The organism is Pseudomonas sp. G11-1 (assembly GCF_024031555.1).
Taxonomy (GTDB): Bacteria; Pseudomonadota; Gammaproteobacteria; order Pseudomonadales; family Pseudomonadaceae; genus Halopseudomonas; species Halopseudomonas bauzanensis.
Map to the genome: position 1 here is coordinate 1 of NZ_QEYQ01000003.1, position 15,160 is coordinate 15,160.

The window sequence follows — 15,160 nt, forward strand, 5'->3', positions numbered from 1 at the left end:
GCTGCACCGCTTGACACATCGGCCTGGAACGCTGCTGCTGTTCCGGGCCAGGGAGGCGCATTCTACAGGAGTCATACCCCGTGTCAACGCCTTCCTGAAAATCCTTTCTCACCCTGAAAAAGCGATGTTGCCGGCCTCTTCAGTGAGCGGCGCATTCTACGCCGTTTCGCTTGTCTGTCAACCCTCAAGTTATCGCTAACTTATTGATTGGCCTGGGCTTTTGGAAAAGCTCAGCGACTTGCGAGGGGCGCATTATAGGCTGCTGACAAATGCCGTCAAGCCTTTGTTGCAGCAATATTTCACCCAATAAAAAGCCCTGCACAAGGCAGGGCTTCATGAGCCGATCAGAAGCAGTCTTCGACCGACTTCAGCGGGTAGTGCGCCGGATAGGGCAGACGCGCAACGCCGCTGTCGATAGCAGCCTTGGCCACCGCAGCCGGGACCTTTTCAATCAGACGCACATCCATGGGCTTGGGAATGATGTACTCACGACCAAACTCCATCTCCAGTCCGCCGTAGGCTTCAGTGATATACGCCGGCACTGGCTCCTTGGCCAATTCGCGAATGGCGTGCACTGCTGCCATCTTCATTTCGTCATTGATGCGGGAAGCTCGCACATCCAGGGCACCACGGAAGATGAAGGGGAAGCAGAGTACGTTGTTGACCTGGTTCGGATAGTCGGACCGGCCAGTGGCCATGATCACATCCGGGCGCGCCGCATGGGCCAGCTCAGGGCTGATCTCGGGATCCGGGTTGGAGCAGGCGAATACGACAGGGTTCTCCGCCATCAGCTTGAGTTCGGCTGGCTGCAGCAAATTGGGACCGGACAGGCCAACGAAGACATCAGCGCCCTTCATTGCATCAGCCAATGTGCGCTTGTCGGTTTCCGAAGCGAAGATAGCCTTGTGCTCATTCAGGTCATCACGACCGGCATGGATAACACCCTTGCGATCGAGCATGGAGATGTTTTCGATGGTCGCACCCAGGCTGACCAGCAACTTCATGCAGGCAACAGCGGCCGCACCAGCACCCAGACAGACGATCTTGGCATCTTCCAGCTTCTTGTCGGCCAGCTCCAGCGCATTGATCATCGCCGCCGCGGTCACGATGGCGGTACCGTGCTGGTCATCATGGAAAACAGGGATATCGCACTGCTCGATCAGCGCGCGCTCGATTTCGAAGCACTCGGGCGCCTTGATGTCTTCCAGGTTGATTCCACCGAAGGTGCAGGAGATACGCTTGACGGTATCAATGAACGCCTGCGGGCTTTCGGATTCGACTTCGATATCGAAAACGTCAACACCAGCAAAACGCTTGAACAGCACCCCTTTGCCTTCCATGACCGGCTTGGAAGCCAGCGGGCCGAGATTGCCCAGACCGAGAATAGCCGTACCATCGGAAATAACCGCAACCAGGTTGCCCTTACCAGTGTACTTGTAGGCGTTATCCAGGTCCTTGGCGATTTCGCGCACGGGCTCAGCAACACCCGGACTATAAGCCAGCGCCAGATCACGCGCAGTGGCAGTAGGCTTGGTCAGCTCGACGCTCAATTTGCCCGGACGCGGGCTGGCGTGATATTCGAGCGCATCAGTTCTCAGATCAGACATGATTACGTTTCCGGTGAAGTAGCTTTATTATGTTGCGGACAATCGAGAATACAGAAAAGCCCTAACGCTCACAAGATCATTCCAACATCACCACTACCTGCAGCGATCTTGCGCGCTTCTTCCGGCATTACCGCCAATCAATCGAAATTTACCATTTTCGGTTCGCGCAGCGGCAACATAAAGCGCTTATGGTCACGGCGCCGCGCTCCCCGATCAACGACCCACCCCCGCACCTCCAGCGAACGTCCCCGCCAGCTGTCGAGCTGATCGAAGCCCTGCTGGTCCGCCGCAACACGCAACACCAACGGCCCATCGAGTTCAAGCCAGAGATAACGACCAGCCCGCTCGATGGACAGCACGCGCCCCCGAACCAATTGAAAGCCTCCCTGATGCACCTCGGCAGCCTGGATGATCGGCGCCTGCCGCCACACTCCCAGCTCAGCTTCCCGGGCAAGGGATTCCTGCCGCAAATGACAATCGAGCAGCGCCAGGTTGGGCGGAATACCTATGGCGAAGCCCATCCCGCTACGCAGCAACTGCGCCTCTATATTGGCACCTTGAATGTCGAACAGATGACCCAGCGTACGACCGTAATCATCCTGCGCATCCTCACCTACCAGCAACCGCAACCCAGCCTTCTCAACGAGCTGCTCGAGCTCAGTCCGAGCCCGCTGCGCATACGGCTCGGAGGCCTTGCCGCGACGACCGATCTCCGGCGCATTGATGCCGATCAGGCGCACCCGCCGACCATCAACCAACTCCAGCGTATCCCCATCGATGACATACCGACTGACCACTGGCTCGCCGATATCCGGTGAACTACCACAGGTACCAGCCAGCGCTGGCATGGCTGCCAGCCAGGCAATAAAAAAGGCGCCCCAACGGAGCGCCTTTTTCGAATCGGACATGACCACTGAATGGCCCGTCGATCTTATTTCTTGCTGGAAACAGCACCGAAACGCTGATTGAAGCGCTCGATACGGCCGCCGGTATCCAGAACCTTCTGCTTGCCGGTGTAGAACGGGTGGCATGCGGAGCAGACGTCCAGATAGATGCTCTTGCCCAGAGTGGAGCGGGTCTTGATGACATTGCCGCAACCACAGGTGGCTTCGATTTCTTCGTACGCAGGGTGCAAATCAGCTTTCATGGATGATTCCTCGGTTTTGTGTGCCGCCACCGGACCAACCTGATCAGGCACCGCACTGTAATGACGCATCCGGCATCGAACAATCGAATGGACCGGAAAACAGGCCGGCGATGATAACAGAATTCCGCTGCCGCGCAAGCATTACGCATGCCGCGGCGGGGAGGCGCTGAATATCGCGGCAGGCAATGCTACCATCACGGCTTGTCAGAACGGGATGTCACAGTGTCAGGACCGATTCTCCAGATTGCCCTTCCCTCTCCCCTGCGCCGCCTGTTCGATTACCGGGCGCCGGCGGGCCTGCGTTTGGACGATCTGCAGGTGGGGTTGCGCGTCAGCGTGCCCTTCGGCAACCGCCAGATGGTGGGCGTGATCGCAGCCATCAGCGACCAGTCGAGCGTGCCGGTGGGCAAGCTCAAGCGCGCCAGCGAATTGATCGATCACAGCCCGCTACTGCCCGATAGCCTGTGGAAGCTCTGCAGCTGGACTGCAAGCTACTACCAACATGGCCTCGGCGACACATTGAGCAGCGCCCTGCCGGTGCTGCTGCGGCGCGGTGAGCCGGCGATGGCTCGTCAGGACATGCTCTGGCAACTGCTCCCCGGCGCCTACCCCGAGCACCCCGCAATCAGCCGGGCGCCAAAGCAGAAGGAGGCGGTGCAGACCCTCAGCAGACACCCCCATGGCCTGTCGCACGCACTCATCAGCCAGTGGGGGCTGACCCGCGACGCCCTTGAATCGCTGGAACGCAAGGGCCTGGCCCAGCGCATCCATCAATCGCCGCACCACACCAGCGAACCCCAGCCGCTATTAAAGGAAACACCGCTGTCGCCCAATGGCGAACAGCAGGCCGCGCTGGATGCGATTACCGCGCGCGATGGGTTCCATGCCTGGCTGCTGGAAGGCGTCACTGGCAGCGGCAAGACTGAAGTCTACCTACAGGCCATCCAGCATTGCCTGCAACAGCAGCGTCAGGCGCTGGTACTGATCCCCGAGATCGGGCTGACGCCCCAGACCCTGGAGCGCTTTCGCCGCCGCTTCAGCGTACCGGTAGTCATACTGCATTCGGGGCTGAATGATCGCGAGCGCCTCGATGCCTGGATTGCCGCTCGCGACGGCGAAGCCGGCATCGTCATCGGCACCCGCTCGGCCATTTTCACTCCCCTGGCGCGGCCCGGACTGATCATCGTCGATGAGGAGCACGATCTCTCCTATAAACAGCAGGAAGGCCTGCGCTATAACGCTCGGGACCTGGCTGTCTATCGCGCCCACCTGGAACAGGTCGGGCTGATTCTCGGCTCCGCCACGCCATCCTTCGAAAGCCTGCATAATGTCCAGCGCGGGCGCTATCAGCGGCTGCGCCTGACCCAGCGCGCGGGCAACGCCAGCCCACCGACCATTCAATGCCTGGATATCCGCAGCCGACCACTGGAAGGAGGCATGTCGCGACCACTAATCCAGTTAATGGGTGAACATTTGCGGCGGGGCAACCAGGTGCTGGTTTTCATCAACCGCCGCGGCTTCGCTCCGACCTTGATGTGCCATGACTGCGGCTGGATGGCCGAGTGCCGCCGCTGTGATGCGCGCATGACTTTGCACCAGTCACCCGCACAGCTGCACTGCCACCATTGCGGCAGTCAGCGCGCGGTCGATCGCTGCTGCCCCAAATGTCAGAGCCAGGACCTGCGCCCTATCGGCGCCGGCACCGAGCGCACCGAGGAACATCTGACCGAGTGCTTCCCGGACTTTCCGATCCTGCGCATCGACCGCGACACCATGGCGCGCAAGCAGGCCATGCAGAGCATGCTGGCACGCATCCAGAGTGGCGCTCCCTGCGTGCTGGTGGGCACCCAGATGCTTGCCAAGGGGCATCACTTTCCAGACGTGACCCTGGTGGCCATCCTCGATGCCGACGGCGGCCTGTTTTCCGCTGACTTTCGCGGCCCCGAACGCATGGCGCAGTTGATCATCCAGGTAGCTGGCCGCGCTGGCCGGGCGAACAAACCCGGCCAGGTGCTGATCCAGACCCACATGGCCGAACACCAGTTGCTGCTGGATCTGACCGAGCATGATTATGACCGCTTCGCCGAGCGGGAACTGGCAGGCCGTGCCGCTGCGCAGCTGCCACCCTACAGCTTCATGGCGCTGTTGCGTGCCGAATCCAACGCGTCGGTGCAGACCAACCAATTCCTCGACGAGGCCTGCACCCTGGCCGAGCAGTTGACTGCCAGCCTGGACATCGCTGGCGTCGAGCTGCTCGGCCCGGTGCCCTCGCCCATGGAGCGTCGCGCCGGCCGTTATCGCGCTCAGTTGCTGGTCCAGGCCGGGCAACGCTCGATCCTGCATCAATTGCTGCACCATTGGCTGGCGGCACTGGAGCAGCACCCCCTGGCCCGCCGCGTGCGCTGGTCAATTGATGTCGATCCGCTGGATATGTTCTAAGCCCTAAGCGCACTGCCAGACAGAGGGATTTGGCAAGCAGCCCGTTAAGTCGGATAATGCCGGGTTTTCCACAGGCCGTTGCCGGATACTCCATTACCTATGAAAAACCTGATCAGCCAGTTGCTCGCCAACGCCGTCAGCACCCTGCAGAGTCAAGGTGTACTGCCCAGCGACATTTCCCCCAATATTCAGGTGGAAACCGCCCGGGACAAGAGCCACGGCGACTTTGCCAGCAACCTGGCGATGATGCTGGCAAAGCCCGCCCGCATGAAGCCCCGGGACCTGGCCGAACAGCTGGTTGCCGCGCTGCCGCACAGCGATGCAGTGGCTCAGGTCAGTATCGCCGGCCCCGGCTTCATCAACTTCTTCCAGGCCCGCGACTGGCTCGCTGCGCAGCTGCAGCAGGCGCTGGACGATCCGCAGTTGAACGTGCCCCAGGCCGAGCCAGCCCAGCGCGTGGTAGTGGACTACTCCTCCCCCAACCTGGCCAAGGAAATGCACGTCGGGCACCTGCGCTCGACCATCATCGGCGACGCCATGGCGCGAGTGCTCGAATTCCTCGGTCACGACGTCATCCGCCAGAACCATGTCGGCGATTGGGGCACCCAGTTCGGCATGCTGCTGGCCTACCTGGAAGAGAACCCGGTTACCGCCGAAGCCGAGCTGGGTGATCTGGAGAACTTCTACCGCCAGGCCAAGAAGCGCTTTGACGAAAGCGAGACCTTTGCCGACCGTGCCCGCGAACGGGTCGTACAACTGCAGGCGGGCGACGCCCAGTGCCTGGAACTGTGGAACCGCTTCAACAGCATTTCCCTGGGCCACTGCCAGGCGGTGTACGATCGCCTGGGAGTCAGCCTGACGCCCGCTGATGTGCGCGGTGAAAGTGCCTACAACAATCAGCTTGCCGACGTGGTCGACAGCTTGCAGCAGGCCGGCCTGCTGACCGAGAGCGAAGGCGCGCGTTGCGTCTTCCTTGACGAGTTCCGCAACAGCGAGGACAAGCCGCTGCCGGTCATCGTGCAGAAGGCCGGTGGTGGCTACCTGTACGCGACCACCGACCTGGCCGCCATGCGCTACCGTCAGCAGGCGCTGGGCGCTGACCGCGTCCTGTATTTCGTCGATCAGCGCCAGGCGCTGCACTTCCAGCAGGTGTTCGCCGTAGCCCGCAAGGCCGGCTTCGTCTCGCCTGACATGCAGCTGGAACATATGGGCTTCGGCACCATGAACGGCGCCGACGGCAAGCCGTTCAAGACCCGCGATGGCGGCACCGTCAAGCTGATCGATCTGCTGGACGAGGCCGAGGAGCGGGCCTACCAACTGGTCAAACAGAAGAACCCCGAGCTCGACAGCGCCGAGCTGCAGCAGATCGCCCGTGCCGTGGGTATTGGCGCGGTCAAGTACGCGGACCTGTCCAAGCACCGCAGCAGCGATTACAACTTCAACTTCGAACAGATGCTCAGCTTCGAAGGCAACACCGCGCCCTATCTGATGTATGCCTATACCCGGGTCGCCAGCGTGTTCCGCAAGATCGACCGCGACATGTCGCAGCTGGACGACCTCGCGCCGCTGGTCCTGCAGGACGAACCCGAAATCGATCTGGCTGCCCACCTCGCGCAGTTCGGCAGCCTGCTGCAATACGTGGCCCGCGAAGGCACGCCGCATTCGCTGTGCCATTATCTGTACGAGCTGGCCGGCCGCTTTTCCAGCTTCTACGAAAACTGCCCGATCCTGGCCGCCGAGGACCAGGCCCAGCGTGACAGCCGTCTGCGTTTGGCTGCACTGACTGGACGCACCTTGCGCCAAGGCCTTAACCTGCTCGGCATCACTACTCTGGAGCGCATGTAAGTCGCATGGCCAAAGCACGCAAGACACCCCGTCGCGGCGCCAGCCGCGCCCGGTCCAAACCCAGCCGACGAGTGCCTACCTGGCTGATTGCCGTATGCGGGGTGGTTCTGGGCCTGTTCGTCGCCTTTCTGTTTCAGCTGGAGCCTGGCCGCGAGACGGTAAAACGCAATACCGCCTCGCCCCAGCCTGCGGTAGCGCCGGCCCCCAGCAAGCCGGCCGGCCCCAGCTACGACTTCTACACGCTGCTGCCCGAGTCAGAAGTGGTGGTGCCCAAGGCCCCGCCCGCTCCGCCGCCGCCACCAGCGGCGAAAGCCGAACCGGAAGTAGCTGCCAAACCGACCTCCAGCACCCAGTACTATCTGCAGGCCGGCTCATTCCGCCAGCGCAGCGAGGCAGACCGGGTTCGCGCCCAGATCCTGCTCATGGGGCTGGATGTGCGACTGGAAGACGCCAAACTGGCCAACGGCGAAACCTGGCACCGGGTGCAGGTCGGCCCCTTCGGCGATCAGGGCAAATTGGCCCAGGCCGAACAGACCCTGGCCGGCAATGGCTTCAATAACCTGCTCCGGCAGCAGCGCACCACCAACCGCTGAGACCAGCCGCCGGCAGCTTGCACTGCCGGCATCCCTCCCCGGCTATCATCCGGCCGCCCCAACGTCTTGAATTCAACGCCAGCAGCCCCCAGATAACGGCAAAGGCAGCACGCCCGGCGTGTTGCGCTATCTGACCAGCCAACAGGAGCTGCGCGTGACTACAATCGTTTCAGTACGCCGCCACGGCAAAGTGGTAATCGGTGGTGATGGCCAGGTATCCCTGGGCAACACCGTAATGAAGGGCAATGCCCGCAAGGTCCGCCGCCTGTACAACGACCAGGTGATCGCCGGATTCGCCGGCGGCACGGCCGACGCCTTCACCCTGTTCGAGCATTTCGAAGGCCACCTGGAAAAACACCAGGGTCAACTGGTCCGCGCCGCCGTGGAAATGGCCAAGGAGTGGCGCACCGACCGCACCCTGCGCCGCCTCGAAGCATTGTTGGCCGTGGCCAACAAGGATGCCTCGCTGATCATTACCGGTAACGGCGACGTGCTCGAGCCCGAAGAAGGCATTATTGCCATCGGCTCCGGCGGCCCCTACGCCCAGTCAGCGGCCCGCGCCCTGCTGCGCAACACCGAGTTGTCGGCCCGTGAGATCGTCGAATCCAGCCTGAACATTGCCGGCGAAATCTGCATCTATACCAATCAGCATCACACTATTGAGGAGCTGGACGCCAATACCTGAGGCGCCCGGGAATCTGCACATGTCCATGACACCCCGCGAAATCGTCCACGAGCTGGACCGTCATATCATTGGCCAGCAGGAAGCCAAGCGCGCGGTCGCCATTGCCCTGCGCAACCGCTGGCGTCGTCAGCAGTTGCCTGATGCGCTGCGCCATGAAGTCACCCCGAAGAACATCCTGATGATCGGCCCCACCGGCGTCGGCAAGACCGAGATCGCCCGCCGCCTGGCGCGCCTGGCCCAGGCGCCCTTCATCAAGGTCGAAGCAACCAAGTTCACCGAAGTCGGCTATGTCGGCCGGGATGTGGAATCCATCATCCGTGACCTGGTGGACGCCGCGCTGAAGATGCTGCGCGAGCAGGAAATCACCAAGGTCGGCCACCGCGCCGAGGATGCCGCCGAGGAACGTATTCTCGACGCATTGCTGCCGCCGGCACGCCAGGGCACCAGCGATGAGCCGGTGCGCGAAGACAGCAGCACCCGCCAGCTGTTCCGCAAGCGCCTGCGTGAAGGCCAGCTGGACGACAAGGAAATCGACATCGAGGTGGCCGACGCCCCGGTAGGCGTGGAAATCATGGCGCCGCCCGGCATGGAGGAAATGACCAGCCAGCTGCAGAACATGTTCTCCAGCTTCGGCAAGAACAAGCGCAAGAGCCGCAAGCTCAAGGTCAGGGAAGCTTTCAAGCTGATCCGCGATGAGGAAGCCGCACGCCTGGTCAATGAAGATGACCTGAAGAGCCGTGCCATTGATGCAGTCGAGCAGAACGGCATCGTCTTCCTCGACGAAATCGACAAGGTCAGCAAACGCGCCAACAGCGGCGGCGGTGCGGATGTCTCCCGCGAGGGCGTGCAACGTGACCTGCTGCCGTTGATCGAAGGCTGCACGGTCAATACCAAGTTCGGCATGGTGCGCACCGACCACATCCTGTTTATCGCCTCGGGCGCCTTCCACCTGTCCAAGCCGTCGGATCTGATTCCCGAGCTGCAGGGCCGTCTGCCGATTCGTGTCGAGCTCCAGTCGCTGTCACCGGCGGACTTCGAGCGCATCCTCACCGAACCCGATGCCTCGCTCACCGAACAGTACCGGGCGCTGCTGCAGGCTGAAGGGCTGGAAATCGAATTCGCTACAGACGCCGTGGCCCGACTGGCGGAAATTGCCTGGCAGGTCAACGAGAAGACCGAGAACATCGGCGCCCGTCGCCTGCACACCGTGCTGGAACGTCTGCTGGAGGAAGTTTCGTTCGGCGCCGCCGATCTGGCTGCCAAGCAGAACGGCGAGAAGCTGGTGATCGACGCCGCTTATGTGAACGAGCACCTGGGCGAGCTGGCGGTCAATGAAGACCTGTCCCGCTATATCCTGTAACACGACACCGTCGGGGAGCCCGCCATGACCAGTCCGATACCGAGCAAGATCAAGCTGCGCAAGGCGTCCCGCACGTTGGAGCTGGAGTATGCCGATGGCCGGCAGTTCAGCCTGCCGGCGGAGTTCCTGCGGGTGCACTCACCCTCGGCGGAGGTACAGGGTCATGGCCGGCCAGTGCTGCAGACCGGCAAGCAGAATGTTGCCCTGACCGCCGTAGAGATGGCCGGCAATTACGCACTGAAACTGGTGTTCGACGATGGCCATGACAGCGGACTGTACAGTTGGGATTATCTGCTGAAACTGGGCGAGCACCAGGACGCACTGTGGCAGGAGTATCTCGATCAACTGCAAGCTGCCGGCGCCAGCCGTGATCCGGAGGTGTCGGTGGTGAAGGTGATGCTGTAAGGCCGTGAGCAGATAAAGGCCCGCCGCCCAGGGTCATCAGGGCGGCGGGCCTGGCATCACTGCTCCGTCGGTTTGCCCGGTTCGGCATCAGTGGCCGGTGCCGGCGCGGACTTGCCGCGGGTGGCGGCCTTTGGCGCGGTAGCACGGCGGCGGGTGGCAGGCTTCACCGGCGCGGCGGCTCCCGCCTTGGTGCTGGCCGGCTTGGTGCTGGTCGACCTGGTATTGGTCGGCTTGCTCGCAGCAGGTTTGGCTGCAGTCGACCTGGCCCGCCTGGGCGTAGCCTTGGCTGGCGTCGCCGCCTCGGCTGCTGCCTGAGTCACCGAATCGGCGATCACGGTGGAACTGGCAGTTGCCGCGGCAGCCGTCGCCGGCTTGCGGGCAGTACGGGTCGGCTTGGCGGCAGCGGCCGGCTTGGTACTGCGCTGCCCCACCGCACGGGTCAGTTCGGCAACACGTTGCTCCAGCGCCCGCAGCTCTTCCTGACGCGCCAGACCCAGCCGCTCGACCGCGCCCGCCACGCGCTTGTCAAACATCTCCTCAAGGCCACCGAACTTGTCGGATAACTTGCTCCGCGCCTTGTCCACCTTGGCCCGCGCGCCATCCAGCGGATCCTTCTTGCTGCGGGTGCCTTTGCTGGCGCTTTTGCCGGTTTCGGCTTTGGCCGATTTCTCTGCCTGCTCACCGTCTCGAATCAGGGATTCGAACAACTTGGCGCCTTCCTTGCCCATACGGGTGTAAGCACCCAGGCCCGCCAGCCAGATCTGCCGGGAATACCCCTCCAGACCTTCCACCCAATCATTATCCTTGCCTTCCCGCTTCTTCTTGTCCGCCATGAATAGACTCCTTGTGAGCCGCTGCCGATGAGATTATCCAGCTTAGCAGAGGTCACGCCGAGTGCTATTGCGCTGCGTCAAGCGAGATATTTGTTCAGCGCCTTCTCGATCTCACCCTTCACCATGCCGGCCATCGGGGTGAGCATCATCCCCAGCTTGACGGCCACCCGGACGCTGTCTTCGCCAACCAGGATGCTGCCATCCACACCGCTGCGCTGGAACGTCAGTTCATCGTCCTGCCAGGTGCATTTGGCATCCAGCTTGGCAGCCAGCTTATCGGCCATTTTCTGGGCGCGTTCCTTCGCTGCTTCCTTGCCCAATGCGTGCTCGCGGGTGATTTCTACGGTTGCCATCTCTGTCCCTTCCAGTATGGTTGAAAAAAGACGCATAGCATGCCGCATCGTGCGCCTGCATGCGACATTAAATGCCCCTCCGGGCCCGCAAATACAGGTAGAATGGCCCATCAATTTGCCAAGGCAGATGCTCCCATGACAGACAAGTCCAGCACAGACCGCACTACCCACTTCGGCTACCAGACCGTTCGCGAATCGGAAAAGGCCGCCAAGGTGGCCGAGGTCTTCCATTCGGTCGCCGCCAAATACGACCTGATGAACGACCTCATGTCAGGTGGCGTCCACCGGATCTGGAAACGCTTCACCATCGAGCTGTCCGGCGTGCGACCCGGCAACCGGGTGCTGGATATCGCTGGCGGCACTGGTGACCTGACACGCAAGTTCTCCAGCCTGGTGGGCCCGACAGGTGAGGTGGTGCTGGCTGATATCAATGCCTCCATGCTGCGCGTCGGCCGCGACCGCCTGCTGGACAAGGGCGTAGCCGGCAATGTGCGTTTCGTGCAGGCCGATGCCGAGAAACTGCCCTTCCCGGATAACCATTTCGACTGCATCACCATCGCCTTCGGCCTGCGCAACGTCACCCACAAGGAAGACGCCATCGCTTCCATGCTGCGTGTGCTCAAGCCCGGCGGGCGCCTGCTGGTGCTGGAGTTCTCCAAACCGGAGAACGAGCTGCTGTCCAAGGCCTACGATCAATATTCCTTCACCATGCTGCCGCTGATCGGCCGCATGGTGACCGGCGATCCGGAAAGCTATCGCTATCTGGCCGAATCGATCCGTATGCATCCGGACCAGGAAACCCTCAAGGGCATGATGGAAACCGCTGGTTTCGCCCGGGTGACGTACCACAACATGACCGGTGGCATCGTGGCCCTGCACCGGGGCATCAAACCCTGATGCTGTTGAGCACCGCCCTGCTGGCCGGTGTCGAGCGCAGTCTTGCACTGGCCATCGATCAGGACCCGCTGACCGCCCAGCGACTGGCGGCCCTGGAGGGGCGCGCCATCCTGTTGTGCGTACGCCAGCCCGACCTGCAGCTGTACCTGTTGCCGGGGCACGGCGGAGTTCGCCTGGCGCAGCATTATGAGTACGACGTCGACTGCACCCTCAGCGCCCCGGCGAGCCTGCTGGCCCGCCTGGCGCTGAGCAGCAACCGCCAGCAACTGTTGTTGTCACCGGAGCTGGAACTGACCGGGGATACCCAGGTGCTGGTGCAGCTGCAGAACATTTTCAACGACCTGCAGATCGATGGGGAGGCCGCCCTGGCCCGCTGGCTGGGACCCGTTGCCGCGCATGCTCTCGGCAATCTGGCGCGTGGCAGTCGGAACTGGCTCGGCACCACCCGGCAGAGCCTGCAACGCGCGGTCGGTGAATACCTCACTGAAGAGGGCCGGCAACTGGTCGGCCGCGCTGAAGCCGACGCCGCCGCGGCGTCGATCCATGAATTGCGCCTGCAGCTGGACCGGCTGGACGCGCGCATACGCCGCCTTGAGCTGCCTGAAACGGGACCTGACGACGCATGAACCTGACCGCTTTTCTGCGCCTGTTTCGCATTCTGCTGGTGTTTACCCGCTACCGTCTGGATCAGTTGATCCAGCCACTGCCGCTGCCCTGGTATGGCCGGCTGATGCTGTTCGGGCCATGGAAGCTGTATCCGGCCCCCCGGGACCTGAGCCGCGGCCTGCGCCTGCGCCTGGCCCTGGAAAGCCTGGGCCCGGTGTTCATCAAGTTCGGCCAGATCCTGTCGACCCGCCGCGATCTGCTGCCCGACGACATCGCCATCGAACTGGCCTTCCTGCAGGACAAGGTACCGCCCTTCCCCTCCGATGAGGCACGCCAGCGTATCGAAGAACAGCTGGGCATGCCGATCGAAGCGGTATTCGCCGAGTTTTCCGATACACCACTGGCCTCGGCTTCCGTCGCCCAGGTACATACCGCCCTGCTGCATGACGGCAGCGACGTGGTCGTCAAGGTCGTGCGCCCAGGGATCGAAGAAGTCATTCATCAGGACATCCAATGGCTGTACCTGGCGGCGCGCACCCTGGAGCGCGTCTCCCGCGAGGGGCGGCGGCTGCGTCCGGTGGAAGTGGTACGCGATTACGAGCAGACCATCTTCGACGAGCTGGACCTGTATCGTGAGGCCGCCAACGCCTCGCTGCTACGGCGTAACTTCCTCGGCTCGCCGGTACTCTATGTGCCGACCATCTATTGGGACTGGTGCCGCCACAAGGTACTGGTCATGGAGCGCATCAGCGGCATCCCGGTGACCGACATCGACGCCCTGCGCGCCCAGGGCACGGACATGAAGAAGCTGGCCGAGCGCGGCGTCGAAGTATTCTTCTCCCAGGTGTTCCGCGACAGCTTCTTCCACGCGGACATGCACCCGGGCAATATCTTCGTCTCCCGCCATCAGCCGCAGGAACCGCAGTACATCGCTATCGACTTCGGCATCGTCGGCAGCCTGACGCCGGAGGACCAGACCTATCTGGCGCGCAACCTGATGGCCTTCTTCAAGCGCGACTATCGCCGCGTGGCGCAGCTGCACATCGACTCTGGCTGGGTGCCGCCGGAGACCCGGATCAACGAATTCGAGGCCGCCATCCGCAGCGTCTGTGAACCTATCTTCGAGCGTCCATTGAAGGACATCTCCTTCGGCCAGTTGCTGCTGCGCCTGTTCCAGACTGCCCGGCGCTTCAACATGGAAGTGCAACCGCAATTGGTGCTACTGCAGAAAACTCTGCTCAATATCGAGGGGCTGGGGCGCCAGCTGTACCCCGATCTGGATCTGTGGAGCACCGGCAAACCCTATCTTGAGCGCTGGATGCGTGAGCGCGCTGGTCCGCGGCATCAACTGCAGAACCTGCGACAGCACCTGGAGCGCATCCCGCCGCTGCTGGAAACCACCCACCGGGCGCTGGACAATATCGCCCAACGGGATCACCATGCCCCCGCCAGCCGTCACAGCGATGCTCTCGCCCTGCGGGTGATAGGTGTGGTGCTGGTGGCACTGGGCGCCAACGGTCTGGGTACGGACATGAACCTGTGGACCGAGGCCCAGCCGATGTACTGGCTGTTACTGGCCGCCGGGAGCTGGCTGGTATTGCGGCGCGACGGCAGCAACCCAAAACGACTCTGACGACCAACCGATATGACCGATACCCGAACCGATACCGACTGGCTGGACTGCATCAAATGGGACGCCGACGGCCTGATCCCTGCCATCGCCCAGGACGCCGCCAGCGGCCGCGTACTCATGGTCGCCTGGATGAACCGCGAAGCGCTGCAACTCACCGCAGCGGAAGGCCGCGCCGTCTACTGGTCCCGCTCCCGGCGCAAGCTGTGGCGCAAGGGTGAAGAGTCGGGCCATATACAAGTGCTGCATGAGCTGCGCCTGGATTGCGACAACGACGTGATCATCATGCAGGTCGAGCAGCGCGGCGGCATTGCCTGCCACACCGGTCGGGAAAGCTGCTTCTACAAGGTTTTCAGGGATGGTCACTGGCAGGATAGTGATCCTGTCATCAAAAACCCGGAACATATCTATGAGCACAAGCATGAATGACACTCTGGCGCGTCTGGCCGAGGTGCTGGAACAGCGCAAACAAGCAGCAGCGGACAGCTCCTATGTCGCCAGCCTGCATGCCAAGGGTCTGAACAAGATCCTGGAAAAGGTTGGCGAGGAATGCACCGAAACCCTGCTGGCGGCCAAGGATTGTCAGCACAGCGCGGACAAAAGCGAGCTGATTTATGAAACCGCCGATCTGTGGTTTCATAGCATGGTCATGCTCAGTCACCTGGGCCTGGGCCCGGATGATGTACTGCAAGAACTGGAACGGCGTTTTGACTTGTCCGGCCTGGCCGAAAAAGCAGCGCGCACACACGAATAGGGCTTT

Annotated in this window: 17 protein-coding genes; 12 read left to right on the forward strand and 5 right to left on the reverse strand. The window is 62.2% G+C overall.

The window, feature by feature from the left end; translation table 11 throughout:
* On the forward strand, positions 1-199 hold a 199-nt coding region (locus DHB74_RS10245), incomplete at its 5' end, for a hypothetical protein (RefSeq protein WP_499161394.1).
* Positions 200-344: 145 nt separating this feature from the next.
* Here the strand turns inward: DHB74_RS10245 and DHB74_RS10250 are convergent.
* The 3 genes from DHB74_RS10250 to rpmE all read right to left on the reverse strand — a co-directional run bounded on the left by DHB74_RS10250 (position 345) and on the right by rpmE (position 2,754).
* Entirely contained in the window at positions 345-1,607 is a 1,263-nt protein-coding gene (locus DHB74_RS10250) for a malic enzyme-like NAD(P)-binding protein (RefSeq protein WP_036991285.1), read from the reverse strand.
* A gap of 137 nt (positions 1,608-1,744) precedes the next feature.
* Entirely contained in the window at positions 1,745-2,515 is a 771-nt protein-coding gene (locus DHB74_RS10255) for a thermonuclease family protein (protein WP_499161395.1), read from the reverse strand.
* Positions 2,516-2,538: 23 nt separating this feature from the next.
* Positions 2,539-2,754, reverse strand: a complete 216-nt coding sequence (gene rpmE, locus DHB74_RS10260; protein ID WP_036991287.1) for a 50S ribosomal protein L31 — start codon at positions 2,752-2,754, stop codon at positions 2,539-2,541.
* A gap of 222 nt (positions 2,755-2,976) precedes the next feature.
* On the opposite strand from rpmE, the gene DHB74_RS10265 reads away from it, so the two are divergent.
* The 6 genes from DHB74_RS10265 to DHB74_RS10290 all read left to right on the forward strand — a co-directional run bounded on the left by DHB74_RS10265 (position 2,977) and on the right by DHB74_RS10290 (position 10,081).
* On the forward strand, positions 2,977-5,193 hold the full coding sequence (locus DHB74_RS10265; protein ID WP_499161396.1) for a primosomal protein N': 2,217 nt from the start codon (positions 2,977-2,979) through the stop codon (positions 5,191-5,193).
* A gap of 99 nt (positions 5,194-5,292) precedes the next feature.
* The gene (argS, locus tag DHB74_RS10270; protein WP_499161397.1) at positions 5,293-7,038 is read left to right on the forward strand and encodes an arginine--tRNA ligase; all 1,746 of its coding nucleotides are present in this window, start codon (positions 5,293-5,295) and stop codon (positions 7,036-7,038) included.
* A 5-nt stretch (positions 7,039-7,043) separates the two neighbouring features.
* Positions 7,044-7,631 (forward strand): SPOR domain-containing protein, encoded by a 588-nt coding sequence (locus DHB74_RS10275; RefSeq protein WP_036991290.1) that lies wholly within the window; start codon positions 7,044-7,046, stop codon positions 7,629-7,631.
* 154 nt (positions 7,632-7,785) lie between these two features.
* A complete protein-coding gene (hslV, locus tag DHB74_RS10280) occupies positions 7,786-8,316 on the forward strand; it encodes an ATP-dependent protease subunit HslV (protein WP_036991992.1) in 531 nt (176 codons plus the stop codon).
* Positions 8,317-8,335: 19 nt separating this feature from the next.
* Positions 8,336-9,676 (forward strand): ATP-dependent protease ATPase subunit HslU, encoded by a 1,341-nt coding sequence (gene hslU / locus DHB74_RS10285; protein ID WP_499161398.1) that lies wholly within the window; start codon positions 8,336-8,338, stop codon positions 9,674-9,676.
* A gap of 24 nt (positions 9,677-9,700) precedes the next feature.
* The gene (locus DHB74_RS10290; RefSeq protein WP_280165064.1) at positions 9,701-10,081 is read left to right on the forward strand and encodes a gamma-butyrobetaine hydroxylase family protein; all 381 of its coding nucleotides are present in this window, start codon (positions 9,701-9,703) and stop codon (positions 10,079-10,081) included.
* A 56-nt stretch (positions 10,082-10,137) separates the two neighbouring features.
* On the opposite strand, the gene DHB74_RS10295 is transcribed toward DHB74_RS10290, so the two are convergent.
* Both DHB74_RS10295 and DHB74_RS10300 read right to left on the reverse strand, forming a co-directional pair.
* A complete protein-coding gene (locus DHB74_RS10295; RefSeq protein WP_036991297.1) occupies positions 10,138-10,914 on the reverse strand; it encodes a phasin family protein in 777 nt (258 codons plus the stop codon).
* 77 nt (positions 10,915-10,991) lie between these two features.
* Positions 10,992-11,267 (reverse strand): polyhydroxyalkanoic acid system family protein, encoded by a 276-nt coding sequence (locus tag DHB74_RS10300; RefSeq protein WP_036991298.1) that lies wholly within the window; start codon positions 11,265-11,267, stop codon positions 10,992-10,994.
* 135 nt (positions 11,268-11,402) lie between these two features.
* On the opposite strand from DHB74_RS10300, the gene ubiE reads away from it, so the two are divergent.
* From ubiE to DHB74_RS10325, 5 genes are read left to right on the forward strand one after another with little or no spacing between them, the layout of a single operon-like run.
* Positions 11,403-12,164 carry a bifunctional demethylmenaquinone methyltransferase/2-methoxy-6-polyprenyl-1,4-benzoquinol methylase UbiE gene (ubiE, locus tag DHB74_RS10305; protein ID WP_036991993.1) on the forward strand — a complete coding sequence of 254 codons (762 nt, stop codon included), beginning with the start codon at positions 11,403-11,405 and terminating at the stop codon, positions 12,162-12,164.
* Positions 12,164-12,790 (forward strand): ubiquinone biosynthesis accessory factor UbiJ, encoded by a 627-nt coding sequence (locus DHB74_RS10310; protein WP_136868435.1) that lies wholly within the window; start codon positions 12,164-12,166, stop codon positions 12,788-12,790. The genes ubiE and DHB74_RS10310 overlap by 1 nt, the downstream gene beginning before the upstream one ends.
* Positions 12,787-14,403, forward strand: a complete 1,617-nt coding sequence (gene ubiB, locus DHB74_RS10315) for a ubiquinone biosynthesis regulatory protein kinase UbiB (RefSeq protein ID WP_036991302.1) — start codon at positions 12,787-12,789, stop codon at positions 14,401-14,403. The genes DHB74_RS10310 and ubiB overlap by 4 nt, the downstream gene beginning before the upstream one ends.
* A 12-nt stretch (positions 14,404-14,415) precedes the next feature.
* The gene (gene hisI / locus DHB74_RS10320; RefSeq protein WP_036991304.1) at positions 14,416-14,829 is read left to right on the forward strand and encodes a phosphoribosyl-AMP cyclohydrolase; all 414 of its coding nucleotides are present in this window, start codon (positions 14,416-14,418) and stop codon (positions 14,827-14,829) included.
* The gene (locus DHB74_RS10325; RefSeq protein ID WP_036991307.1) at positions 14,822-15,154 is read left to right on the forward strand and encodes a phosphoribosyl-ATP diphosphatase; all 333 of its coding nucleotides are present in this window, start codon (positions 14,822-14,824) and stop codon (positions 15,152-15,154) included. The genes hisI and DHB74_RS10325 overlap by 8 nt, the downstream gene beginning before the upstream one ends.
* The last annotated feature ends 6 nt before the right edge of the window (positions 15,155-15,160 follow it).

Coding starts and splice junctions, on each gene's coding strand:
- DHB74_RS10250 (WP_036991285.1), bottom strand. CDS start 1,607: ATGTCTGATCTGAGAACTGATGCGCTCGAATATCACGCCAGCCCGCGT.
- DHB74_RS10255 (WP_499161395.1), bottom strand. CDS start 2,515: ATGTCCGATTCGAAAAAGGCGCTCCGTTGGGGCGCCTTTTTTATTGCC.
- rpmE (WP_036991287.1), bottom strand. CDS start 2,754: ATGAAAGCTGATTTGCACCCTGCGTACGAAGAAATCGAAGCCACCTGT.
- argS (WP_499161397.1), top strand. CDS start 5,293: ATGAAAAACCTGATCAGCCAGTTGCTCGCCAACGCCGTCAGCACCCTG.
- DHB74_RS10275 (WP_036991290.1), top strand. CDS start 7,044: ATGGCCAAAGCACGCAAGACACCCCGTCGCGGCGCCAGCCGCGCCCGG.
- hslU (WP_499161398.1), top strand. CDS start 8,336: ATGTCCATGACACCCCGCGAAATCGTCCACGAGCTGGACCGTCATATC.
- DHB74_RS10290 (WP_280165064.1), top strand. CDS start 9,701: ATGACCAGTCCGATACCGAGCAAGATCAAGCTGCGCAAGGCGTCCCGC.
- DHB74_RS10295 (WP_036991297.1), bottom strand. CDS start 10,914: ATGGCGGACAAGAAGAAGCGGGAAGGCAAGGATAATGATTGGGTGGAA.
- DHB74_RS10300 (WP_036991298.1), bottom strand. CDS start 11,267: ATGGCAACCGTAGAAATCACCCGCGAGCACGCATTGGGCAAGGAAGCA.
- ubiE (WP_036991993.1), top strand. CDS start 11,403: ATGACAGACAAGTCCAGCACAGACCGCACTACCCACTTCGGCTACCAG.
- DHB74_RS10310 (WP_136868435.1), top strand. CDS start 12,164: ATGCTGTTGAGCACCGCCCTGCTGGCCGGTGTCGAGCGCAGTCTTGCA.
- ubiB (WP_036991302.1), top strand. CDS start 12,787: ATGAACCTGACCGCTTTTCTGCGCCTGTTTCGCATTCTGCTGGTGTTT.
- hisI (WP_036991304.1), top strand. CDS start 14,416: ATGACCGATACCCGAACCGATACCGACTGGCTGGACTGCATCAAATGG.
- DHB74_RS10325 (WP_036991307.1), top strand. CDS start 14,822: ATGAATGACACTCTGGCGCGTCTGGCCGAGGTGCTGGAACAGCGCAAA.